Below are 21,853 nucleotides of genomic sequence, written 5' to 3'. Positions count from 1 at the left end.
GCGATTGTCGCCCAGCGCTGCGGGATAATCGCGGCCCATGCCAGACATCGCCTCCGAGGTGCGGCGGCGCCGCACCTTCGCCATCATCTCCCACCCCGACGCGGGCAAGACCACGCTGACCGAAAAGCTGTTGCTGTTTTCGGGGGCCATCCACATTGCCGGCAGCGTCAAGGCGCGCAAGGCCGCGCGTCATGCCACCAGCGACTGGATGGAAATCGAAAAGCAGCGCGGCATTTCGGTGGCCAGCTCGGTCATGCAGATGGAGTACCGCGACTGCGTGATCAATCTGCTCGACACCCCCGGCCACCAGGATTTTTCCGAAGATACCTACCGTGTGCTCACCGCGGTGGACGCAGCGCTGATGGTGATCGATGCTGGCAACGGGGTCGAGCCGCAGACGCGGCGGCTGCTGCAGGTCTGCCGCGCGCGCAACACGCCGATCCTGACCTTCATCAACAAGATGGACCGCGAGGTCAAGGCACCGCTGGACCTGCTCGATGAGATCGAACGCGAGCTGGGCATGACGGTGGTGCCGTTCACCTGGCCAGTGGGCATGGGCAAGCGCTTCCACGGGGTGTGGGACCGGCGCACCGATCAAATGCGCGTCTTCACGGCGGGTGAGGACCGTCGCGGCGGCGACGAGGAGGTGCTGGCTGGCCGTGACAACCCGGCGATTGCCGAGCGCTATGGCCTGGAGTGGCAGCAGGCCCGCGACGAGCTGGAGCTGGTCGAAGGCGCCACGCCGGCCTTCGACCATGCGGCATTTTTGGCCGGCACGCAGACGCCGATGTTCTTCGGCTCGGCGATCAACAACTTCGGCGTCAAGGAGGTGCTGGACGCGTTGGTGGAGCTGGCGCCGCCGCCTGGGCCCAAACCGGCGCTGCAGCGCGAGGTGGCGCCGACCGAGCCCAAATTCAGTGGCGTGGTGTTCAAGATTCAGGCCAACATGGACCCGGCACACCGCGACCGCATCGCCTTCGTGCGGGTGGCCAGCGGGCGCTTCGAGCGCGGCATGAAGCTGCGCATCACACGCACGGGCAAGGAGTTCAAGCCCAACACCGTGGTGTCGTTCCTGTCGCAACGGCGCGAACTGCTGGAGGAGGCCTACGCAGGCGACATCATCGGCATTCCCAACCATGGCTTGCTGCAGTTGGGCGACACGCTCACCGAGGGCGAGGCGCTGCAGTTCACGGGGCTGCCGTTTTTCGCGCCCGAGATCATTCGCAGCGTAGAGGTGGCCGACCCGCTGCGCACCAAGCAGCTCAAGGCGGGGCTGCAGCAACTGGGCGAGGAAGGCGCGATCCAGGTGTTTCGGCCGATGGCAGGGTCGGTTCTGCTGCTGGGCGCGGTGGGGCAGCTGCAGTTCGAGGTGGTGCAGCACCGGCTGGAGACGGAGTACGGCGTCAAGGCGCGTATCGGCGCCAGCCCCTACCACGTGGTGCGCTGGGTGACCTGCCCGCCGGAAAACGGCGGCGAGGCGGAACTCAAGCGCTTCATCGACGCCAACGTCCACCGCATGGCCTGGGATGCGGTGGAGGCGCCGGCCATCTTGCTCGATCACGCTGCCACGCTGCGGGCGGTGGAGAGCAACTGGCCCAAGATCCGCTTCCACGCGATGCGCGAGCACGCGGGGCTGGTTTTTCACGGCCACGCGTGAAGGCGCGCAGGAATGGCCTCTTGTTGGTGAGCGTTTTATGGCATCAATGTTTCGGCAGCTATACGACCGCGCGCTGGGCTGGGCACGGCACCGGCACGCGCCGCGCTACCTGGCCGCGATCAGCGTCGCCGAGTCGTCGTTTTTTCCGGTGCCGCCCGACGTCATGCTGGCGCCGATGGTGCTGGCGCAGCCGCAGGCAGCCTGGCGGCTGGCTTGGCTGACGACGTGGACCTCGGTGCTGGGCGGCCTGATCGGCTACGGCATCGGGGCGCTTGCCTTCACCGCCATCGAGCCATGGCTGCTGGCCAGTCGCTACGCGGCCGCGTACCAACAGGCGGTGGCCTGGTTCGGCCAGTGGGGCGTGTGGGCGGTGTTCGTGGCCGGCTTCTCGCCCATACCCTACAAGGTATTCACCATCGCGGCCGGCGCGCTGTCGATGGCGGTGCTACCGTTCACGCTGGCCTCGCTGGTCGGACGTGGGGCGCGCTTCTTCCTGGTGGCGGCCCTGTTGCGCTGGGGGGGCGCGCGGATGGAGGCACAACTGCGGCGGCATATCGACCGCGTCGGCTGGGCCATCGTGGCGCTGGTGGTGGTGGGCGCGGTAGCGTACGCCGTGCGCTGACCCGCTACCCGATTCGGTGACGCTGGCCCTGACGATCCGATCGTCTCGGCGCTTATACCGACCCGGCTCGCTCCACCACCAGGATGCGCGCTGGCCCCTGCGGATGGGCCACGTGCTCACAGCCCGTCTCGGCAAAGAAAATATCGCCCGGCGCGAGCAGCGTGCAGCGCTCCTGGCCGGCCTCGCGCCAACGCATCTCGACACGACCGTCGAGCACGGTGAACACCTCCGAACCGTCATTGACGTGCCAGTGGTAGGGTGCATCGGTCCAGTGCAGACGCACGGTGACGCCGTCGAGCTGGGCGATCTGGAGGGCCCCCCAAGCGCGCTCGGCGGTGAAATCACGGGGATGGGTGATGGTGGGCATGAAACGCTTTCGGGGTCACGGGGGATCGGCACACGACCTCAGTAGGGTCGGCCGTCCTTGTGGGTAAAAACCCAGCGCCCGTCGATGTGCACGGCTCGTAGGTCATCGTCGGGGTAGTACACCGTATCCTGCGGGGTTCGATCGCCGACCTCCAGATAGATCACCGTCTCGGCCGTCGGGTTGAAGAGCTGGTGCGCATCGCCACGCCCCGCGGCAAAACCGGCGCACATGCCGGGAGCCAGCGGCGTGTCGCCAGCGTCGGTGCGCAGCACGGGGTAGCCTTGCAAAATGTAGATGAACTCGTCCTGATGGCTGTGCGCGTGACGCAGCGACGACAGCGCACCAGGCGCCAGTTCGGTGAGGTTGACACCAAACCGCCTGAGCCCGAACACATCGCCCAGCGCGCGCTTGACCCGGCCGGCCATGCGGGCCGCAAACGGTGGCGGATAGAGCGATGGCTGGGTGCGGGGTGGAACATGTGCGGCAACAACGGCCGCACTGGTCGGACCTGGGAGATGAGGTGTCATAACGATAGATTCCTGCCGGCTGGCGCTGCCGGATGGGGTTCTTTGCTTTCGCCGTGGTCGATTTTCAATCATGAAGCATTCCGCCGCGACCGCGGCGTCCCCCTCTGCAACGGTGTCTGCCCGCATGGGCGCCATGATCGTGGCCGCAGCTGCGGCGCGCGGTGTGGCAGCCGACGGGCTCATGGCTGCGGCCGGCTTCGACCCCGCCTGGCTGCACGACCCCGACGCGCGCATACCGCTGACGGTCGAGACGCGCCTGTGGGACGAGGCGGCGCAGCGCAGCGCAGACCCGGCTTTCGGTCTGCATGTGGCCGCCGCGATCCGTCCCGGGATGTTCCAGGTGTTGGACTATGCGGTGCGCACGGCGCCGATCTGGGCACAGCCCTGCAGCGGCTGGCGCGTTACAACCGGCTGCTGCACGATGTGGCCACGTTCGACATCCAGCCCGAGGGCACGGTGACGCGCATCGAACACCGGTTTGCCGACCCGAGCGTCCGCCCCAGCCGACATGCAGTGGAATTCGTCAGCCCTGCAAAACGCCCTGAAGCCGCATGGACACTGAGTTGGTGAGGTGATGTTGCGGGGTTGGAACTCCCGAAGATGAATCGGCTCGATGCGAATTTCTGGGAGTTTGGAGAGGGATTTCGATGAGCACGCCGGACTTTTTCCGCGCCCGACTGGACCAGATGATCGACCTGCGCCACCCGCTGGCGGTGCTGGCCACGCGCATGCCGTGGCAGCAGATCGAAGCGAGCGTGGCGCCGCTGCTGGCGCGCAAGGACCGGCGCGGGCGCAGCATCGAAGGTACAGACCTGTTCGGCCCCACGCTGCAGGTGGTCGGCGCAGGCGTGAGCGCGGCAGGCCGCCCGCGCCTGGCGATCCGCTTGGATGGTGTCGCTGCTGTACCTCAAGCACGCCTATGGCCTGAGCGACCAGGCCGTGGTCGAGCGCTGGGCCGAGAACGTGGTGTGGCAGTTCTTCAGCGGGCAGGAGTACTACGAGCCACGCCTGCCGTGCGATGCCACGCAGATCGGGCGCTTCAGGCGGGTGCTGGGCGAGGCCGGCGTGCAGGAGTTGCTGGCCAAGACGATCGAGGCGGCCGTGCAGATGCAGGTGGTGCGCAAGAGCGAACTGCAGCGTGTGATCGTGGACACCACGGTGCAGGAGAAGGCGGTGGCCTATCCCACCGACAGCCGGCTGCTGGAAGTGGCGCGGGCCAAGGTGGTGCAACTGGCGCAGCGCGCCGGGCTGCGGCTGAAGCAGACCTTCGAGCGCGAGGGCCGCAGCCTGCGCCGGCGTGCCGGCGGCTATGCGCACGCCAAGCAGTTCAAGCGGCTGCGCCGGGTGCTCAAGCGCCAGCGCACCGTGCTCGGGCGCGTGCTGCGCGACGTGCAACGCCGCCTGCTGGCAGCGCCGCAAGACGTGCGTGATCGCCTGCAGCCATGGCTGGAGCGCGCCGAGCGCATCCGCTCGCAGCGCCCCAAGGACAAGCACAAGCTGTACGCGCTGCATGCGCCGCAGGTCGAGTGCATCGGCAAGGGCAAGGCCCGCCAGCCCTACGAGTTCGGCGTGAAGGTCAGCGTGGCCGTCACGGCCAAACAGGGCTTGATGGTCGGTGCGCGCAGCCTGCCGGGCAACCCCTACGACGGCCACACGCTGGCCGAGCAACTGGAGCAGACCACCGTCTTGCTGCAGGAGCTGGGCGTCAAGCCGCACACGGCCATCGTCGACCTGGGCTACCGGGGGGCGGATGCCCACATTGGCGCGGTGACATTGATCCATCGCGGCAAGAGCCGCTCGCTCACGCGCAGCCAGCGGCGCTGGCTGAAGCGGCGTCAGGCGGTCGAGCCGGCCATCGGGCATGCCAAGCACGATCACGGCATGAAGCGCTGCTGGCTCAAGGGCGCTGAGGGTGACGCGCTGCATGCGGTGTTGTGCGCAGCCGGCTTCAACATCCGCTGGCTGCTGCGTGCCATCGCCCGGCGGGGCATTGCTCCAGCCTTTTTGCGCTCGCTTTGGCTGCTGTCAGCGCTCGCAGCGTCCGCGAATCGACTCGCTACTCTTGCACGTCCGGCGCTTCTCGTCGGCGCCGCGAGATGAATTTTGCAGGGCCGACTACCTACGCATGTCCAAGCTCAAGCACCTGCCGGCCAGTCCGTTCGCGCCAGCCATGCCGACATGACGCGAAGCGTTTCCACACAAAACGGCATAGAGCCCCTAACGAACGAGTTAACTGGCGCCGGAGCCCGAAGGGCGCAGGGCACCAACAGCGGCCAATAAAATGCCGAAGGCATGGCCGCTGTTGGCGTCCACGTTGAACTAACAGTTAGGCTGCGCGGAGTGGAAGGTCTTCATAGTAGTTCGACCTGAAGCTTTGAGTGTTGCACTTCACGTGTCAACCCGCGCGCGTGGTGGAAGAAGAACATAACCTGCTTCGAATGGTGCGACTACGGAAATGAAACGCAATGGTTCTCTGCTCGTGCAAGTGACGCCATGCACTTGGCCTCGTTTGGCTACGACAACATCGCCTGATGTGACCACAACGGTGTTGCCTTGTTCGTCGATTTGATAATCGCCGTGACCGGACAGAATTGTCCAGGTATCTTGGCCTTCTGGATGCGTATGCGCAGCTATCGTTTGTCCCGGCTCAACGTGCCAAGCGACGATCACTGAATGTTCAGACTCTTGGACAACGGAGCGGATCGGCTCACCGTCGCTTACTTGCATGTGGTCACTTGATTTGAATACGCGCTGACTGCTCATGGCTGCTCCGAGAGTTATGGTGCAAAGCAAGCAAGAACTACGCCGCGCACCAAGCGCCTAACACCTGAGTTAAGCCGCGCCGCGAAGCGGCGTCGGCTTGAATGAATTGTTAGATGCCAGCCCGGTCAATGTGCGCTGACCTTGGATAGCAGATTTAGAACGGCGACGCCACTAACGATAAGTCCCATGCCAACGAACGCCCACAAGTCTAGTTTCTGGCCATGGAAGATCCAAGCGATAGCTGCCACAAGTACGATGCCGAGGCCAGCCCAAACAGCATAAGCAATGCCGACCGGGATGGACTTGAGTGCGAGAGAGAGGAAATAGAACGCAAGCCCGTAGCCAGCCACAACTACAACAGAAGGAACTAACTTGGTGAATCCATGGCTGGACTTCAGTGCGGAAGTTGCGACGACCTCACCAAAGATTGCAATAGCCAGAAAGAGCCAGTTCTTCACGTGCAATCTCCTCTACGGCATGAAGGAGAAATAGTAGTGGCTATGAGTTGCCAAAAACAGTCTTGCGGCTATCGATTTTCTGTGAGCATACGCAACGCCAAATCTGGCATCTAACGTGAAAGCTCAGCCGACGGCAAAAAGCGCAGCTTTTTGACGGTCGGCTGGAGCGGCCAGTTAGGGGTTTTGTGTTTGATCATCGACTTCTTCCGAGCGGAATAGTGGGCGAGCCCCGTGAGCAAAGGTAATAGCTGCGCCGATGAATACCGGCCAACTCTGAAACACGAAAACCGTTAGGTAACCTAGCGCAGTGCCGAATATTGCAAGTAGAAAAATTGCTGGAATTGCCATTTGGCCTGGAGCCTCGAAGCCTTCCTTGACTAGCCCCCATACGAAGAAGGTGAGGATGGCTGTTAAGTAGCCGAGGAACAAGCCGCCAGCAAACGAGCTTAGCAGTAGCACGATGTCTTTCATGCGTAACCCCTAACGCCGGAGTTAAGCCGCCGCGCGTAGCGCGGTCGGCTTGAACGAATTGTTAGACATCATTTACCAACTGACTTGATGATCTCGCCTTTCACAAAGCGAATAAATTCTTCCAAGTGATCTGCGCGTGAGGCCAAGTGATCTTCTTTTTGTCCCAGATAAGCTTGCTTAGCTTCAAGTAAGACGGGCTGATACTGGGCAGGTAGGCGTTTTATTGCCCAGTCGGCAGCGACATCCTTCGGCGCGATTTTGCCGGTTATTGCGCTGTACCAAATGCGGGACAACGTAAGCACTACATTTCGCTCATCGCCGGCCCAGTCGGGCTGCGAGTTCCATAGCTTCAAGGTTTCCCTCAGCGCCTCGAATAGATCCTGTTCAGGAACCGGGTCAAAGAATTCCTCCGCTGCCGGACCTACCAAGGCAACGCTATGTTCTCTTGCTTTTGTAAGCAGGATAGCTAGATCAATGTCGATCATGGCTGGCTCGAAGATACCCGCAAGAATGTCATTGCGCTGCCATTCTCCAAATTGCAGCTCGCGCTTAGCCGGATAACGCCACGGGATGATGTCGTCATGCACGACAAGGGTGACTTCTATAGCGCGGAGCGTCTCGCTCTCGCCAGGGAAAGCCGAAGCCTCCATAAGATCATTGAGCAATGCTCGCCGCGTCGTTTCATCAAGCTTTACGGCCACAGTAACCAACAAATCAATATCGCTGTATGGCTTCAGGCCGCCATCCACTGCGGAGCCGTACAAATGCACGGCCAGCAACGTTGATTCCAGATGGCGCTCAATGACGCTTAGCACCTCTGATAGTTGGTTCGAAATTTCGATGGTCACCGCTTCCCTCATGATGTCTAACGTTGAAGTAACCGGCGCTGCGCGGTTTTATCGCGCAGCGTCCGAGTTGACTGCCGGGTTGGGCGGTAACGCTTCAATAGAGCGAAGGATTGCCCGCACGATTGCCTCCCTCTTGAAAAGATCATCCATTCTGTTTGGCGTATCAATATTCAGTGCGAAGAATACGGAGCCAGTCGGCCACTCAACCCATCCTACCCACCAACCCATACGGCCTTCCCAGCCCGTCTTTGCACGCAGTATCCAGTTGCGACCGGCTTCCACAATCATGAGATCCTTGACCAAGCGCTGATGTTCTACCCGAAAGGGCAGCTCGTTACGATAGAGCTTCCTGAGAAATGCAATTTGCTCCTGCGCCGAGATTGCAAGGCTGCCTTCTATCCAGTAATCGCCATTACTTGTCGAAGGATCGGCGTTGCCATAGTCGATTTTCTTCAAATAGCGCCGAGCTTTGTCATCACCAATTTCCTTTGCAAATAGCTCATACACCCAAACAGTAGAATTCCGCATTGCTGATCGCAAATCTTGGTCTTGATTGTGGCCTGCAAAGCCCCTGTTAACGCCGTCCCATCGAAAAATCTGGAACTCATCACGAACAGCGCCTGCATCAAGTGCAAAAAGTGTATGAGGTATCTTGAATGTCGATGCAGGCGAGTAGCGTTTCTTCGATCGCACAGGATCAAAAACCAACATGGCACGATCCGCTTGGCGTTCGTCTGCCACAACTATCGTGCCTTTGGCTTGAAATTCGCTGAAAAACTTCCTCCAGTCAGAACGTTCTAGCGTGCCTTCTTGCGCATGCGCGAAAGTGGCAAGAGAAAAAATGGAGAAAAGTATCGCGAAGATTCGGATTGCCATTAACTTTTCCTTAATGCCCAACGCCTGAATTAAGCCGCGCCGCGAAGCGGCGTCGGCTTGAATGAACTGTTAGGCCGCACTGTAGCGCGGCGCGACAGCAATGGGTAGACGAGAGCGCCCCAGCGCCACGGCCCGAGATCCGACCAGAACCGGGCGCCCGGCGAAGAAGCCGCGGGAAACGCTGTCTGGAGCAAGGAAGCCACGGTGCCCAGCTGCCGCGACACCATCCGGGCGCAACCGCGAGCCAGTGCAGAAAAGAGCCGGAGCACGTGATCCGCCACGATGCGAGCTACTCCACTGATCAGGAAGCCCATGCGGCCTAACGTTCGAGGTAAGCTGGCGCCAACGGCAGGACGCCAGGCCCGAGCCACAGAAAATGTACACCGTACCTGTGGCTCGGGCCTGGTGGCCTGCCGTTGGTGCTCAGCTTGACCGAGGGGTTAGGCGGCACCTTGCACTACCTGTACTTTGCTGCAGTGATGAACTGCCCAAAGCTCTCGCACCAGACAATAACAGCGCTGTACTTGGCTGGATCGATGCCGCCAGGAACTGTGACCACGAAATTCTCGAAGGTCTTCACGTCGCCTACTCGAACCATCTGGTTCTTCAGGCGGTTGAAGTCTGACTCGGTTTCCACAAACTCGGGTGAAAGGTAGAGCTTGTAGTCTGGCCCCGGTGCTAGTTTTCCTACGAAGGATATGGAGCTAGACCCGATGGTGACGGTGCCTTCGCCCCAATGCAGCGCGTCGCTGTCTTTGAGCTCACGTTTGAACTCTCCTGAGAACAGAGCTTGCCCAGTAGCTGCTTTGATCTCGTCCATCGTTGGTGGGGCTGGCGCCGTGAGGATTGGCAGCGCGTAGATGCCTCCAGCAAAGCCAGCTGCCGCTACGGCTAGGTGGGTTGCAACAAGCAGGATGGCTGTTCGTGTTTTCATCGGTACGCGGAGGTGAACAGGTGGTCAGATGTGACGCCTAACGTGAAAGCTCAGCCGACGGCAAAAAGCGCAGCTTTTTGACGGTCGGCTGGAGCGGCCAGTTAGGGGTTTTGTGTTTGATCATCGACTTCTTCCGAGCGGAATAGTGGGCGAGCCCCGTGAGCAAAGGTAATAGCTGCGCCGATGAATACCGGCCAACTCTGAAACACGAAAACCGTTAGGTAACCTAGCGCAGTGCCGAATATTGCAAGTAGAAAAATTGCTGGAATTGCCATTTGGCCTGGAGCCTCGAAGCCTTCCTTGACTAGCCCCCATACGAAGAAGGTGAGGATGGCTGTTAAGTAGCCGAGGAACAAGCCGCCAGCAAACGAGCTTAGCAGTAGCACGATGTCTTTCATGCGTAACCCCTAACGTGTTATAGGGAGCAAAACTGCTGCATAACACCGACGGCTGTCTCCCTAACACCGGCGGCTCGATCGGGCGTAAAGCCGCGCCCAGCCTGCGTTTCCAGGCATTGACTGGATGTTTGTACAGTACTAAATTTCATGCAAATTGGCGCAACGTTCGTACCACGCACTTTACCTGTGCGCGCGGGCGTTGGCAACCCCCCCCCCGAAAGGGGGCCCCAAGGGAGAGAACAAGATGCATGAAACCCATCCGGCGGCGGGCAGGCCGCCACGGCGCGGTGAGGCACTGCCGCCGTTGAAATCGACGCGGCTGCTCGATCAACTGCGGGAGCGCATCCGCGCCCTGCATTACAGCCTGCGCACCGAAGAGGCCTATGTGTACTGGTGCCGCGCCTTCATCCGGTTTCACCGGCTGCGTCACCCGGCCGAGATGGGTGGGCCGGAGGTTGAAGCCTTTCTCACCTGGCTGGCGAGCGAGCGGGGGGTGTCGGTCAGCACCCACCGGCAGGCGTTGTCGGCGCTGCTGTTCTTGTACGGGAAGGTGCTGGGCGTGCAACTGCCCTGGATGGACACCATCGCCCGGCCGCAGCCGCGGCGGCGGCTGCCGGTGGTGTTTTCGGCGCAGGAGGTGGCCGCCGTGCTGGCGTTGATGGAGGGCGAGCACCGTTTGCTGGCCCAGGTGCTCTATGGCACCGGCATGCGGTTGACCGAGGGCTTGCGCCTGCGGGTGAAAGACCTCGACTTTGCCCACCGGGCCATCGTGGTGCGCGACGGCAAGGGCGGCAAGGACCGCGTGCTGATGCTGCCGCGCACGCTGGAGCAACCGTTGCGCGAGCAATTGGCCCGGGCCCATGCCCTGTGGGTGGCCGACCGGCAGGCCGGCCGCGGCGGGGTGGAAATGCCTGATGCGCTCGCCCGGAAGTACCCCCGGGCCGGCGCCTCGTGGCCCTGGTTCTGGGTGTTTCCGCAGGCACAGCACGCGGTGGACCCGCGCAGCGGCGTGGTGCGGCGCCACCACCTGTACGACCAGACGTTCCAGCGCGCCTTCAAACGCGCATTGCAGGCAGCAGGTATCCACAAGGCGGCCACACCCCACACCCTGCGCCACAGTTTCGCCACACACCTGCTGCAGGCCGGCTACGACATCCGCACCGTGCAGGAACTGCTGGGCCATTCGGACGTGAGCACCACCATGATCTACACCCATGTGCTGAAGGTGGGCGGGGGCGGTGTGCACAGCCCCCTCGACCGCCTGGACACCCTGCTGACACACTGAGCCCCGCGCCTGGGCGACACGGTCCCGGCCGCTGTTCCCGCCCCGTTCCCATGCCCCGCTACATCGCCCACCTCGACATGGACGCCTTCTACGCGTCGGTGGAGCTGCTGCGCTACCCGGACCTGCGCGGTCAGCCGGTGGTGATCGGCGGCGGCCACCGGCATCAGCCCGAGCTGCTGGCCGACGGCACCCGCCGTTACGCTCGGCTGGTCGAGTACGCGGGACGGGGTGTCATCACGACCGCCACGTACGAGGCACGGGCGCTGGGTGTGCATTCGGGCATGGGCCTCATGAAGGCCGCGGCGCTCGCGCCCGAGGTGGTGCTGCTGCCGACCGACTTCGACGAGTACCGTCGCTACTCGCGACTGTTCAAGGCGGCGGTGGCCGAGATCGCGCCGCAGATCGAGGACCGCGGCATCGACGAGGCCTACATCGACCTCACCGACGTGCCCGGGGCTCAGGACGCCGTGGGTGGCGACCCGCTGGGCGGCGTGCGCCTGCGCGTGGTCATCCGGCTTGCGCAGGGGAAAGAGGCTATCCCAAAACGCCAACCAAAACGCGGTACGCCATGGCCCGGCAAAGCCGACGGCCACCGCCGCCCGCGCCCACCACGGCGGCTCGCCGTCGCGCACCACGGGCCCCAGCAGCACCACACCCGTGACCGACGCCGGCCCCTCGTGCGCGGCCCACAGTGCCGAGCCGGCGGCGAACGAGTTGCCCAGGATCACCGCCGGGCCGGCCTGCAGATGCGCGATCAGGGCCAGCGCATCGTGCCCGATGGCGTAAGCCGAATAGTCGTCCCACGCGACCGACGACTCACCGTGACCACGGATGTCCATCGTCACCACCCGGTAGCCGGCACGCCACAGCAACGGCCGCAGGGTGCGGTATTCGTGGCGCAAATCGCCCATGCCGGGGATGGCCAGCACCAGCGGCCCGGATCCGCCGGTATCGTCATAGGCGATCCGGCCGTGGGGCAGCGTCAGGTAACGGGTGACGGCTGGCGGAATGGGGCTCGTCACCGCCCCTGCCTCCAGGGGCAGGGTCAGGGGTAGGGTCAGGGCGGCAGCGGCCCCGATGCGAGTCAACAGACGGCCTGTGGCGGACATGCAAACGGCTCCAACGACAAGGGGTCAAACGAGACCCCCACTGTGCCGGATGCGGCGCGCCTGGGCGATCACCGATGACGCCAGACAATGGACTTCAGGCGCCAGCGATGCGTTCAGGCGCCAGCGGTGCGTTCAGGCGCCAGCACCGCGCAACCAACGCTCGATGGCGCGCGGATAGATCAGGTGTTCTTGCGTGAGCACACGTGCGGCCAAGGTCTCGGCAGTGTCGCCGGGCAGGATCGGCACCACCGCCTGCTCCAGGATCGGGCCGTGGTCCAGCTCGGCCGTCACCAGATGCACGGTGGCGCCGGCAAAGCGACAACCGGCCTCGATGGCGCGGCGGTGGGTATGCAAGCCGGGGAAGGCCGGCAGCAGCGACGGGTGGATATTGACGATGCGCCCCGCATAGCGCTGCACGAAATCCGGCGTGAGGATGCGCATGAAGCCGGCCAGAACGACCAGCGCGTTGCCCAGCGGGTCGAAGCGATCGAGGGTGCGCGCCAGCTCGGCGTCGAACGCCTCCCGGCTGGGGTAGGCCTTGTGGTCCACCACCGCGGTCGGCAGGCCCTCCCCTTCCGCCCAGGCCAGCCCTTTGGCGTCGGGCCGGTTGCTGATGACGGCGGCGACGAACGCCCCATGGCGCTCGCGCCAGCGCTGCGCCTGCGCCGCGCGCACGATGGCCTGCATATTCGAGCCCGTGCCGGAGATCAAGATGAGCAGCGGCCGCGGCGGCCGCGCTTCGTGCTGTGTGCTCACACCCATGCCGACAGTGTAACGGCGCGCGCAGCCCGAGCCACCCCAGCGCTGCGCCCGGCAGGCGACAGAAGTGGCCGGTATCGGCGCTGGCGGGCACGACCGCGCACTGTCACCCGTCCGACAGGTACGGTGCGGCGTTTGCGGCATAAAGTCGGTCATCACACGGCAGAGGAGACAACGCGATGGAGCTGGCGTTCACGCCCGAAGAGCGGGCGTTTCGCAACGAGGTACGGGCCTGGATCGACGCCCATCTCGACCCGGCCCTGGCCGCCAAGGTGCTCGCTGGCTTGCGTCTGAGCAAAGACGAGATCCAGGGCTGGGCACGCACCCTGGGCCGGCAAGGCTGGCTGGCGTACCGCTGGCCGCGCGCCTTCGGCGGCCCGGGCTGGTCGCCGGTGCAACAGCACCTGTTCGATGAGGCCCTGGCCGAAGCGGGTGCACCGCCCATATTGCCCTTCGGCCCGGTGATGGTGGCGCCGGTCATCATGGCCTTTGGCACGCCCGAGCAGCAGCAGCGCTTTCTGCCCGGCATCGCCAGCGGCGACGTCTGGTGGTGCCAGGGCTACAGCGAGCCGGGCTCAGGCTCCGACCTGGCCAGCCTGCGCACACGCGCCGAGCGCGACGGCGCACACTACGTCGTCAATGGCCAGAAAACCTGGACCACGCTGGCCCAGCACGCCGACTGGATATTTTGCCTGGTGCGCACACGCGCCGAAGGCAAGCCGCAAAGCGGCATCAGCTTTTTGCTGATCGACATGAAGTCACCGGGCGTGACCGTGCGCCCCATCCGGCTGCTGGATGGTGAGTACGAAGTCAATGAGGTGTGGTTCGACAACGTGCGCGTGCCGGTGGACAACCGTATCGGCGAAGAAAACCAGGGCTGGACGATCGCCAAATATCTGCTGTCGCACGAGCGCGCCAACATCGCCGACGTCAACCGCAGCAAGCGCGAGCTCAAGCGCCTGAAGCGCCTGGCGCAAGCCGAAGGGGTCTGGGACGACGCCCGTCTGCGCGACCACATCGCGCAGCTGGAGGTGGATATCGTGGCGCTGGAAATGCTGGTGCTGCGGGTGCTGGCCGCCGAGCGCAGCGGCAAGCCCGCGCTGGACATCGCCGCGCTGCTCAAAATCCGCGGCAGCGAAATCCAGCAGCGCCTGACCGAGCTGATGCTGCTCGTAGCCGGGCCGATGGCGCTACCCTACTTGGAGCCGGCGTTGAGCGGCCTGCCGGTGGACGCGGCGGATGCGTCGCTTGCCCCGCTGGCGCCGCGCTACTTCAACATGCGCAAGACCACCATCTACGGCGGCAGCAACGAGGTACAGCGCAACATCGTCGCCCAAACCCTGCTGGGCTGACCCCCACGACACCGGAGCACGCACCATGGATTTCGACTTCACCGACGAGCAGCTGCAGCTGCGCGATGCGGTGGCGCGCTGGGCCGAGCGCGCCTACACCTTCGAGCGACGCCGCGCCCACATCGCAGCCGGTGGCTTTGACTCGGGCGTTTGGCAGGCTTTGACCGAACTCGGCTTGACCGGACTGACCGTCCCCGAGGCGCACGGCGGCATGGGCCAGGGCCCGGTGGAGGCCCTGGTGGTCATGGAGACGCTGGGCAGCGCGCTGCTGCTGGAGCCGCTGGCTGCCGCCTGGGTGGCGGCGGCCATGCTGCAGCACGGCGGAGGTTCGGCACTGCAGGCGGTGTGGCTGCCGCGGCTGGCGGCGGGCGAACTGGTGGTGCCGGCGTTGCTGGAGCGGCGCAGCCGTCACGACCTGGGGCGTGTGGCCTGCCAAGCCAGTGCCGACGGCGACCATTGGCGCTTGAGCGGCCGCAAACACGTGGTGCCCGCCGGTGATCAGGCCGCCGCTTGGATCGTCTCGGCGCGCGCGCCCGACGGGTTGGCGCTGTTTTGGGTGGAGCGCAGCGCTGCCGGGGTGCATCTATCGCCCTATCCCTTGCAAGACGGCAGCCGAGCCGCCGACTTGGTGCTGGAAGCCACACCGGCGCAGCGCTTGCCGGGCGATGGTGCTGCCACCCTGCAGTGGGGCGCCGATGTCGGCGCTGCCTTGGCCTGCGCACAGGCGGTGGGGGTCATGGAGCGGGCGCTGGCCCTGACCGTCGACTATCTGAAGACGCGCCACCAGTTTGGTGTGCCCATCGGCAGCTTCCAGGCACTGCGGCACCGTGCTGCCGACATGAAGATGGCGCTGGAGCTGGCGCGCGGTATGGCCGTCTATGCGCTGCTCAAACTCACCGCACCCGAGGCCGAGCGCCGCCAGGCCGTGGCACGCGCCAAGGTGCAGGTGGGCCAGTCGGCCCGTTTCATCGGCCAGCAGGCGGTGCAATTGCACGGCGGCATCGGCGTCACCGACGAATACGCCATCGGTCACTGCTTCAAGACGCTGACGCAGCTGGAGCTCAGCTGGGGCGATACCTCACATCATCTGGGCATCGTTGCCGCCGGCATGACCGAAGAGGCTACCGTTGGCGCCTGAATCGCGGCCAGCGGCAGAGCTCCGGCGGTGGCCGGGACGGGGCCAGGGGACGCCGGGCAGCGCCAGCGCCCAGGCGCTGGATCGATAGGGGCCAGTGGCGCGGCCTCACACGGCGCGCAGACGGTCGAAGCAACACGGATGTGGATCGCGGGTGTCGGCGCCGCGACATCTGAGCCATCGGTCTGCGGGTTTTCCCGCTGGCAGCACGCAGCGGGCTCGCCCGACGATGCGTGGCATGCACGCACATGAGGTCGATTACGCGATCATCGGCTCGGGCTTCGGCGGCGCGGTGGCGGCTTTGCGTCTGGCCGAAAAAGGCTACCGTGTCGTGGTGCTGGAACAAGGGCGGCATTGGCGGCCCGAGGACTTTCCTGCCACCAACTGGCATTGGCGCCGCTGGCTGTGGCACCCGGCGCTGGGCTGCCAGGGATTTTTCAGCCTGCGCTTTTTCCGCCACGTGGTGGTGCTGCACGGCAATGCGGTAGGCGGCGGGTCGATCACCTACGCCAACACGCTGCTGGTGCCACCGGCCGAGGTATGGACCCAAGGCAGCTGGGCCGCGCTGGACGACTGGGCCCGCGTGATGCCAGGCCACTACGCCACCGCCCAGCGCATGCTGGGCGTGACCCGCAACCGGCGCGCCGCCGCCGCCGACGAGCGCCTGCGTGCCATGGCCGAGGCCTGCGACGTGGCCGACAGCTGGCAATTGACCGACGTTGGTGTCTTTTTCGGCGATGATGCCGACGACACCGGTGGTCGCCTCTACCCCGACCCCTACTTTGGGGGCGAGGGCCCGGCCCGCACCTCGTGCACCGGCTGCGGCGCTTGCATGGTGGGCTGCCGCGTCGGCGCCAAAAATACGCTGGACCGCAACTACCTGTACCTGGCGCAACGGCGCGGTGCCGAGCTGCGAGCACAAACCCGTGTGACGCGCATCGTGCCCCTGCCCGCCCCCGACGGCAGCGCCGCCCCCGGGGGGCAGTATGGCTATGCCGTGCACACGGTCGGCAGTGACGGCGGCACCCGGCAGCGCGCGATCGTGCGGGCACGCGCCGTGGTGTGCGCCGCGGGCTCGCTGGGCACCCAGGCGCTGCTGATGGAGGCGCGCCGCCGTGGTGATCTCCCGTTTCTCTCACCGGCCTTGGGACGCCACGTGCGCACCAACGCCGAGTCGCTGATCGGCATACGTTGGCCGGGCTGTGCCGAAGACCTCTCGCGCGGTGTGGCCATCGGCTCCAAGATCCGGCTCGACGCCTACACGACCGTGGAGGCCACACGCTACCCTGCGGGTTCAGACGCCATGGCGCTGTTGTCCACCGTGATGGGGCGCGACAACACCCGTTTGGGTTGGCTGGCGACGCTGGTGCAGCAGCTTGTGCGCCACCCACAGGCCACGGCGCGGCTGCTGTGGCCCGGCCGCTGGGCCCGCGAATCGATGATTTTGCTGTGCATGCAGACCCTGGACGGCACCTTGACCCTGCGTTGGGAGCGCCCCTGGTGGTGGCCCTTTGTCCCCCGGCTGCGCAGCCATGGCGCGCCGCTGCCCCACACCATCGCGGTGGCGCAGGCCTTTGCGCGGCGCGCCGCTGCCGCCACCGGCGGGGTGCCGATGGCGTCTCTGCCCGAAGTGTTGTTTCACATCCCCATGACCGCGCATTGCCTGGGTGGCGCCGTGATGGCGGCCCACCCCGACGCCGGCGTGTGTGACGCGCAGCAGCGTGTCTTTGGTCAGCACAACCTGTACATCATGGACGGCTCGGTGATCGCGGCCAACCTGGGAGTCAACCCCAGCCTGACCATCGCCGCGTTGGCTGAGCGCGCCTGCAGCTTGATTCCCCCGGCCCATACGGCGCACGCGGCCAACGCCCACGCCGCCGCCGAATCTGCGGTGTAATTGGTCCCATGGCGCCGCCGCCGCGAAGGCGACCGCATCGCTCACCCCCCACGCGTACCGTCCACGATGAATGCCTGGCGACACGATTTCAGCCACTTGCCCCCTGGCGATCTGCCTGCGGCCTTGCAAGCCCAGTGCGAGCGCATGCGCGCGGCCTGGCGTGTCTCGGCTGCGGCCAGCGCCGATGCGCGGCGCGAGCGCTTGACGCGGCTGCTGGAAGCGGTGCTGGACCATGAAACCGAATGGGTACGCGCCATCGATGCCGACTTTGGCGGGCGCAGCGGCACCGAGACGCGCTTGCTGGAGCTCGCACCACTGGCCGATGAAATTCGCCACCTGCGGCGCCACGTGGCGCGCTGGATGCGCCCACGCCCGGTGCGCGTCAACTCCCTGTTTTGGCCCGCGCGGGCACGCATCGTGCCGCAGCCGTTGGGAGTGGTGGGCATCATCGGCGCCTGGAACTACCCCGTGCAGCTGACGCTGTCGCCGCTGGCCAACGCCTTGGCCGCTGGCAACCACGTTCTGCTCAAACCCTCGGAGTTGGCGCCACAGACGGCAGCCCTGTTGCGACGGGTGCTGGCCGACACCTTCGCCCCCGACGTGGTGTGCGTGGTCATCGGCGGTGCCGACGTGGCGGCAGCGCTGGCCGCTGCCCCGTTGGACCACTTGCTGTTCACCGGCTCGACCCGGGTCGGTCGCTGGGTGATGCAGGCCGCTGCCGAGCGCCTGACCCCGGTGACGCTGGAGCTGGGCGGCAAGTCGCCGGCCGTCGTGGCCGACGACGCCGACCTCGACGAAGCCGCCGATCGCATCGCCAGCGCCAAGGGCTGGAATGCGGGGCAGACCTGCATCGCCCCGGACTATTGCCTGGTGCCGCGCGCGCGGCGTGACGCCTTCGTTGCGGCGCTGCGTGCGAGTGTGCGGCGGCGCTGGCCACGCGGCCTGGCCGATGCGGACTACACGTCCCTGCTGTCCAGTGCCGCCTGGCAGCGCATGCAGCGCCTGGCGCAGGAAGCAGCGGCCGCTGGCGCCACCCTGGTGCCGCTGATGGCAGACGAGTCACCGTATGGCGACGCCAATGCGCACCGTATGGGCCCGATCGCGGTGTTGGAGCCACCGCCGCAGTGCGCCCTGATGCGCGAGGAAATCTTCGGTCCGCTGCTGCCGGTGCTGGGCTACGACGGCGATATCGAAGCCGCCATCGCACACGTCAACGCCGGCCCACGGCCGCTGGCGCTGTATCTCTTCAGCCAGCGCCAAACCACCATCGAGCGGGTGCTGCAGGCCACCACCAGCGGCGGCGTGACGGTCAACGACTGCATGCTGCACCAGCCGCAGCATGGGCTGCCGTTTGGCGGCGTCGGCCTCAGTGGCATCGGGGCCTACCACGGGCGTCATGGCTTCGAGCGTTTTTCGCACCTCAAGGGGGTCTACCTGCAACACCCCCTGGTAGGCGCGATTTTCGACCGCTGGGTGCGTCCGCCCTACGGGGCCTGGACACAGCGCTTACTGCGCTGGATGCTGCGGCGCTGAGCCTGCCGCTCACGACCCGGCCAGGCTCGCCCACCCACCCAGTCGCCACCCCAGCGCTGCCAGCGCCAACACCGCCACCGCAATGATCCAGCCCCAGGGTAGCCCACGGCTGGCATCGGGGTCGGCAGCGCTGCGCTCGGCACCCTCTGGCAAAGCAGCCAGCGCCGTCAGGCGCCGCCCGAAAACCGGGCCAATGCGGGCACGGGTATTGACGGCCCAGCCATTGGCATCGAGCAAGGGGCCGATGTTGCGCGCGCGCAGCTTGAACCAGGCCAACAGCACCGACGGCCCCGAAATCAACAGCATGACGCCGACGACGACCAGCGGCATTTGCCACCAGGCCAGCTGCACGAAGCCGGTGACGACCGCCACCAGGGCCGAGCCCAGGGCGCCCAAGGCCAGCCCGATCGCGGCAAAAATGCCGGCAAAGCGCGCGATGTCGAACGTCGCCGAGCCCTCTTTGCGCGCTGCGCCGGCCGCGGCCTCGGCCTGGCCTTCGACCTGCTGCGCCGCGCCGGTCTGTACCTGCTGCTCGCGCGCTGCGGCCCACTTGCGCACCTGCTCGCCCACCAGCCGCGCCACCCGTTTGTACGGCGCCCAGAAGGCCTGGCGCAGGCTGATCGGGTTTTCCACCACCTTGACGACGCGCGCGTGCCAATCGCGGCCCTGTCGGTCGATGAATACGCCATTGCGCCCCGGCACCATGAAGTCCGGTGCATCGCCGGCCGTCAGCGCCGCAACGATGGTCTGGGGGGCTTGGTCAGCGCGCTCGCAGTGGCAGTACACCAAATACAGTCCGCTGTAGCCCGCCAGCTGGGCATGCGCGGCCGCATCGGCCACCGGTAGACACAACAGGCACTCGCGCCGGTCGATATAGAGCCGACCGCACTGGAACAGACCGTCTGCGGCACCGTAAAAATCCGCGAAGTTGACGAAATTGCGCAATAGCCGGACCAGATCTCGGCGCAACGCCAGCAATTTGACGAGATCGTCGAGCCGCTGCGCCAAGGCGGCTGCACTGCGGTCGTGCTCGATGAGCGCGCCCAAACGCTCGCCCACGCGCTGCGCCTCCCACGCCTGCAGCAGCGCTTCGTCCCAATCGGCCACCGGCGTATCCGGACGCTGCGCGCGCCATGCCTCCCAGTCCGCCAGGCGCGCCCGCAGCGCCTGCCAATCGGCCCAGCTCAGATGATCGCGCGCACCCAGCAGCGGCAGCACCGCGTCGGCGTACAGGCGCGCCATCGCCGCTTGCCATGCGGGGTTGAGTCCCCGAGTGAGCGGCAACACCGCCTCGGCATCGACGTGCGCCAAAGGCAACGCCACCAGCTCGGCCTGCCCGGCGGCCAGGGTGGTGGCCGCCAGCGCTTGTATCGGCTCCAGCGGCACATCCAGGGCGATGGCCGCGCGCGCGTCGAACGCCGCCAACTGGCAGCGCACGAAATGATCGTCCACCTTGGCCGCCACCGCTTGCAGCGCCGCCAGCGCGGCATCCAGCACCGCCGCCACCCCCTCGGGCTGGGCGGCGCGCCACGCGCGCACCGCCCGCACGGCCTCGGCGCAGCGCAGCAGCGCATCGGCATCGATTCCCTGCTGCCCACTGCGGTCGGGCATCCACCCCACCGCAGCGCCAACGCGCTCGAGCCACGGCACCGCGTCGGGATCGATGGCCTGGGCCAAGGCGGCGGGCACGACACCGTCGCCATTGGGCTGGTCGGGCGGGAAAAGACGCGCCGGCTCGGCCACATCGGCTGGCGCAAGAACGGTGGGTGGCCGCCCCAGGCGCTGCAGTAAAGCGCTGGCTGCCGTGCGCAACGCCTGCCCTTCGCCATCGGTGGCCAGCGCGTCCAGAGGCAGCGCATCGCCGGGTTGCCACAGCAGCCTGGGGTCATGCAGGCGCTCGCACACCCATTGCACAGCGGCCACGACTTCGGGCCGGCGCAGACGCCCATCACCATCGTGGTCCAGCAGCGCCAGCGTCTGCGGCGCCATGTCCAACCCTTGGACGGGGCATGCGAGCGCCGCCCACAGCTTGGCATCGAGCGTCGGCAGCGCGCGCAGGTCATCGGCGTCGTCGATACGCGGCTGATCAACCCCGCCCGCGCGAAAAAACCGCCATCGATGGGCGATCGGGGGGCGTGGGGGCATGGCACTCATCGACGTCTCCTCGGCAGCCCGGTTGTCAACACCGTGCCGAGCCGGGGTGTGCCCGATCGGCGACGACCATGGCCACAGTGTAGGGCATGGCGCCGGCCATCAAGCGCACAGGCGCGAGTGGCGCGGCAGGTGCGCCATCAAAAATTCCATCTGGTCGGCCAGGATGCGGCGATTGCGCAGGATAAAGTCTTCCCACAGACTGGGCACGTAGGGGGCATACAGGAGCGCCATGCGCGCCTGCTCGGGCGTGCGGTTGCCTTTGCGGTGGTTGCAAGCCCGGCAGGCCGTCACCACGTTCATCCAGTGATCGCGCCCGCCCTGCGCCAGCGGCACGATGTGCTCGCGCGTCAGCAGCGCCTCGTCGAAGCAGTCGCCGCAGTAGGCGCACAGATGGCGGTCGCGGGCAAACAGCTTGGCGTTGGTGAGACTCGGCACCACGTCGAACGGATTGACCGGCATATGCCCGCGGGTGCCGATGATCGAATGCACCTCCACCATCGATAGCCGTCCGGTGCGGGCATTGACGCCGCCACGAAACGTGGCAATGTGCGCCCCGGCCACCCAGCGCACGTCGCCGGCGGCATAGTGCAACACGGCCTCCTCCAGCGTGAGCCACGCCTGCGGCAGGCCTTGCGCGGTGAGTTTGAGCACTCTCATGGCTGTGTCATAGTAGCGCGCTTTGGCGACACGCGCATGACACGCGCCCTT

20 protein-coding genes and 2 pseudogenes are annotated in these 21,853 nt (G+C 65.7%); 9 read left to right on the top strand and 13 right to left on the bottom strand.

Annotated features, from left to right (window positions below; genetic code table 11):
* The first annotated feature begins 37 nt into the window (after positions 1 to 37).
* Both ACPYIS_RS07550 and ACPYIS_RS07545 read left to right on the top strand, forming a co-directional pair.
* Positions 38 to 1,657 (top strand): peptide chain release factor 3, encoded by a 1,620-nt coding sequence (locus ACPYIS_RS07550; RefSeq protein ID WP_424859647.1) that lies wholly within the window; start codon positions 38 to 40, stop codon positions 1,655 to 1,657.
* Between the two features lie 37 nt (positions 1,658 to 1,694).
* Positions 1,695 to 2,279, top strand: coding sequence for a YqaA family protein (locus ACPYIS_RS07545; protein WP_132963671.1), 585 nt, complete (start codon positions 1,695 to 1,697; stop codon positions 2,277 to 2,279).
* A gap of 52 nt (positions 2,280 to 2,331) precedes the next feature.
* Here the strand turns inward: ACPYIS_RS07545 and ACPYIS_RS07540 are convergent, their stop codons facing one another.
* Positions 2,332 to 2,646 (bottom strand): cupin domain-containing protein, encoded by a 315-nt coding sequence (locus tag ACPYIS_RS07540; protein ID WP_132963670.1) that lies wholly within the window; start codon positions 2,644 to 2,646, stop codon positions 2,332 to 2,334.
* A gap of 38 nt (positions 2,647 to 2,684) precedes the next feature.
* Positions 2,685 to 3,071, bottom strand: a complete 387-nt coding sequence (locus tag ACPYIS_RS07535; protein ID WP_279388356.1) for a cupin domain-containing protein — start codon at positions 3,069 to 3,071, stop codon at positions 2,685 to 2,687.
* Between the two features lie 172 nt (positions 3,072 to 3,243).
* Between ACPYIS_RS07535 and ACPYIS_RS07530 the strand changes: the two genes are divergently transcribed.
* Both ACPYIS_RS07530 and ACPYIS_RS07525 read left to right on the top strand, forming a co-directional pair.
* Positions 3,244 to 3,633, top strand: coding sequence for an AraC family transcriptional regulator ligand-binding domain-containing protein (locus ACPYIS_RS07530; protein WP_132963668.1), 390 nt, complete (start codon positions 3,244 to 3,246; stop codon positions 3,631 to 3,633).
* A gap of 187 nt (positions 3,634 to 3,820) precedes the next feature.
* Positions 3,821 to 5,273 (top strand): annotated as a pseudogene (locus tag ACPYIS_RS07525) (IS5 family transposase).
* Between the two features lie 288 nt (positions 5,274 to 5,561).
* On the opposite strand, the gene ACPYIS_RS07520 reads toward ACPYIS_RS07525, so the two are convergent.
* The 7 genes and pseudogenes from ACPYIS_RS07520 to ACPYIS_RS07490 form a co-directional block, all read right to left on the bottom strand.
* Positions 5,562 to 5,936, bottom strand: coding sequence for a cupin domain-containing protein (locus ACPYIS_RS07520; protein ID WP_339584963.1), 375 nt, complete (start codon positions 5,934 to 5,936; stop codon positions 5,562 to 5,564).
* A gap of 125 nt (positions 5,937 to 6,061) precedes the next feature.
* On the bottom strand, positions 6,062 to 6,394 hold the full coding sequence (qac, locus tag ACPYIS_RS07515) for a quaternary ammonium compound efflux SMR transporter QacL (RefSeq protein WP_000800531.1): 333 nt from the start codon (positions 6,392 to 6,394) through the stop codon (positions 6,062 to 6,064).
* A 174-nt stretch (positions 6,395 to 6,568) separates the two neighbouring features.
* Positions 6,569 to 6,865, bottom strand: a complete 297-nt coding sequence (locus ACPYIS_RS07510) for a hypothetical protein (RefSeq protein ID WP_424894789.1) — start codon at positions 6,863 to 6,865, stop codon at positions 6,569 to 6,571.
* Positions 6,866 to 6,886: 21 nt separating this feature from the next.
* A pseudogene (locus tag ACPYIS_RS07505) lies at positions 6,887 to 7,725 on the bottom strand (AadA family aminoglycoside 3''-O-nucleotidyltransferase).
* Positions 7,726 to 7,761: 36 nt separating this feature from the next.
* Positions 7,762 to 8,589, bottom strand: coding sequence for an oxacillin-hydrolyzing class D beta-lactamase OXA-2 (locus ACPYIS_RS07500; protein ID WP_001007673.1), 828 nt, complete (start codon positions 8,587 to 8,589; stop codon positions 7,762 to 7,764).
* Between the two features lie 457 nt (positions 8,590 to 9,046).
* Positions 9,047 to 9,523 carry a DM13 domain-containing protein gene (locus ACPYIS_RS07495; RefSeq protein WP_145867884.1) on the bottom strand — a complete coding sequence of 159 codons (477 nt, stop codon included), beginning with the start codon at positions 9,521 to 9,523 and terminating at the stop codon, positions 9,047 to 9,049.
* Between the two features lie 101 nt (positions 9,524 to 9,624).
* Positions 9,625 to 9,921, bottom strand: coding sequence for a hypothetical protein (locus tag ACPYIS_RS07490; RefSeq protein ID WP_424894789.1), 297 nt, complete (start codon positions 9,919 to 9,921; stop codon positions 9,625 to 9,627).
* A gap of 244 nt (positions 9,922 to 10,165) precedes the next feature.
* Between ACPYIS_RS07490 and ACPYIS_RS07485 the strand changes: the two genes are divergently transcribed.
* Positions 10,166 to 11,206, top strand: coding sequence for an integron integrase (locus ACPYIS_RS07485; protein WP_132963361.1), 1,041 nt, complete (start codon positions 10,166 to 10,168; stop codon positions 11,204 to 11,206).
* Here the strand turns inward: ACPYIS_RS07485 and ACPYIS_RS07480 are convergent.
* Complete coding sequence (locus ACPYIS_RS07480) at positions 11,128 to 12,117, bottom strand: alpha/beta fold hydrolase (RefSeq protein ID WP_424565384.1); 990 nt, start codon at positions 12,115 to 12,117, stop codon at positions 11,128 to 11,130. The two genes, ACPYIS_RS07485 and ACPYIS_RS07480, sit on opposite strands and share 79 nt — an antisense overlap.
* Before the next feature lie 330 nt (positions 12,118 to 12,447).
* Positions 12,448 to 13,077: a phosphoribosylglycinamide formyltransferase gene (purN, locus tag ACPYIS_RS07475; RefSeq protein WP_424859649.1), complete on the bottom strand. Its 630-nt coding sequence runs from the start codon at positions 13,075 to 13,077 to the stop codon at positions 12,448 to 12,450.
* 176 nt (positions 13,078 to 13,253) lie between these two features.
* Between purN and ACPYIS_RS07470 the strand changes: the two genes are divergently transcribed.
* The 4 genes from ACPYIS_RS07470 to ACPYIS_RS07455 all read left to right on the top strand — a co-directional run bounded on the left by ACPYIS_RS07470 (position 13,254) and on the right by ACPYIS_RS07455 (position 18,991).
* Entirely contained in the window at positions 13,254 to 14,426 is a 1,173-nt protein-coding gene (locus ACPYIS_RS07470; protein WP_425973455.1) for an acyl-CoA dehydrogenase family protein, read from the top strand.
* A 25-nt stretch (positions 14,427 to 14,451) separates the two neighbouring features.
* Complete coding sequence (locus ACPYIS_RS07465; RefSeq protein WP_424859651.1) at positions 14,452 to 15,564, top strand: acyl-CoA dehydrogenase family protein; 1,113 nt, start codon at positions 14,452 to 14,454, stop codon at positions 15,562 to 15,564.
* Between the two features lie 235 nt (positions 15,565 to 15,799).
* Positions 15,800 to 17,458, top strand: coding sequence for a GMC oxidoreductase (locus ACPYIS_RS07460; RefSeq protein WP_424894790.1), 1,659 nt, complete (start codon positions 15,800 to 15,802; stop codon positions 17,456 to 17,458).
* 66 nt (positions 17,459 to 17,524) lie between these two features.
* Positions 17,525 to 18,991 carry an aldehyde dehydrogenase family protein gene (locus ACPYIS_RS07455; protein ID WP_424859653.1) on the top strand — a complete coding sequence of 489 codons (1,467 nt, stop codon included), beginning with the start codon at positions 17,525 to 17,527 and terminating at the stop codon, positions 18,989 to 18,991.
* 9 nt (positions 18,992 to 19,000) lie between these two features.
* Here ACPYIS_RS07455 and ACPYIS_RS07450 read toward each other — a convergent pair whose 3' ends face one another.
* Both ACPYIS_RS07450 and ACPYIS_RS07445 read right to left on the bottom strand, forming a co-directional pair.
* Positions 19,001 to 21,145, bottom strand: a complete 2,145-nt coding sequence (locus ACPYIS_RS07450; RefSeq protein WP_424894791.1) for a hypothetical protein — start codon at positions 21,143 to 21,145, stop codon at positions 19,001 to 19,003.
* Positions 21,146 to 21,244: 99 nt separating this feature from the next.
* Positions 21,245 to 21,802: an HNH endonuclease gene (locus tag ACPYIS_RS07445; RefSeq protein WP_144328744.1), complete on the bottom strand. Its 558-nt coding sequence runs from the start codon at positions 21,800 to 21,802 to the stop codon at positions 21,245 to 21,247.
* Positions 21,803 to 21,853 lie beyond the last annotated feature (51 nt).

Source organism: Tepidimonas sp. HKU78 (genome assembly GCF_049860815.1).
Taxonomy (GTDB): domain Bacteria; phylum Pseudomonadota; class Gammaproteobacteria; order Burkholderiales; family Burkholderiaceae_C; genus Tepidimonas.
Note: the sequence above shows the minus strand (reverse complement) of the source record. Positions and strands in the feature narration are given on the sequence as shown.

Coding starts and splice junctions, on each gene's coding strand:
- ACPYIS_RS07550 (WP_424859647.1), top strand. CDS start 38: ATGCCAGACATCGCCTCCGAGGTGCGGCGGCGCCGCACCTTCGCCATC.
- ACPYIS_RS07545 (WP_132963671.1), top strand. CDS start 1,695: ATGGCATCAATGTTTCGGCAGCTATACGACCGCGCGCTGGGCTGGGCA.
- ACPYIS_RS07540 (WP_132963670.1), bottom strand. CDS start 2,646: ATGCCCACCATCACCCATCCCCGTGATTTCACCGCCGAGCGCGCTTGG.
- ACPYIS_RS07535 (WP_279388356.1), bottom strand. CDS start 3,071: ATGGCCGGCCGGGTCAAGCGCGCGCTGGGCGATGTGTTCGGGCTCAGG.
- ACPYIS_RS07530 (WP_132963668.1), top strand. CDS start 3,244: ATGAAGCATTCCGCCGCGACCGCGGCGTCCCCCTCTGCAACGGTGTCT.
- ACPYIS_RS07520 (WP_339584963.1), bottom strand. CDS start 5,936: ATGAGCAGTCAGCGCGTATTCAAATCAAGTGACCACATGCAAGTAAGC.
- ACPYIS_RS07510 (WP_424894789.1), bottom strand. CDS start 6,865: ATGAAAGACATCGTGCTACTGCTAAGCTCGTTTGCTGGCGGCTTGTTC.
- ACPYIS_RS07500 (WP_001007673.1), bottom strand. CDS start 8,589: ATGGCAATCCGAATCTTCGCGATACTTTTCTCCATTTTTTCTCTTGCC.
- ACPYIS_RS07495 (WP_145867884.1), bottom strand. CDS start 9,523: ATGAAAACACGAACAGCCATCCTGCTTGTTGCAACCCACCTAGCCGTA.
- ACPYIS_RS07490 (WP_424894789.1), bottom strand. CDS start 9,921: ATGAAAGACATCGTGCTACTGCTAAGCTCGTTTGCTGGCGGCTTGTTC.
- ACPYIS_RS07485 (WP_132963361.1), top strand. CDS start 10,166: ATGCATGAAACCCATCCGGCGGCGGGCAGGCCGCCACGGCGCGGTGAG.
- ACPYIS_RS07480 (WP_424565384.1), bottom strand. CDS start 12,117: ATGGGCGATTTGCGCCACGAATACCGCACCCTGCGGCCGTTGCTGTGG.
- purN (WP_424859649.1), bottom strand. CDS start 13,077: ATGGGTGTGAGCACACAGCACGAAGCGCGGCCGCCGCGGCCGCTGCTC.
- ACPYIS_RS07470 (WP_425973455.1), top strand. CDS start 13,254: ATGGAGCTGGCGTTCACGCCCGAAGAGCGGGCGTTTCGCAACGAGGTA.
- ACPYIS_RS07465 (WP_424859651.1), top strand. CDS start 14,452: ATGGATTTCGACTTCACCGACGAGCAGCTGCAGCTGCGCGATGCGGTG.
- ACPYIS_RS07460 (WP_424894790.1), top strand. CDS start 15,800: ATGCACGCACATGAGGTCGATTACGCGATCATCGGCTCGGGCTTCGGC.
- ACPYIS_RS07455 (WP_424859653.1), top strand. CDS start 17,525: ATGAATGCCTGGCGACACGATTTCAGCCACTTGCCCCCTGGCGATCTG.
- ACPYIS_RS07450 (WP_424894791.1), bottom strand. CDS start 21,145: ATGAGTGCCATGCCCCCACGCCCCCCGATCGCCCATCGATGGCGGTTT.
- ACPYIS_RS07445 (WP_144328744.1), bottom strand. CDS start 21,802: ATGAGAGTGCTCAAACTCACCGCGCAAGGCCTGCCGCAGGCGTGGCTC.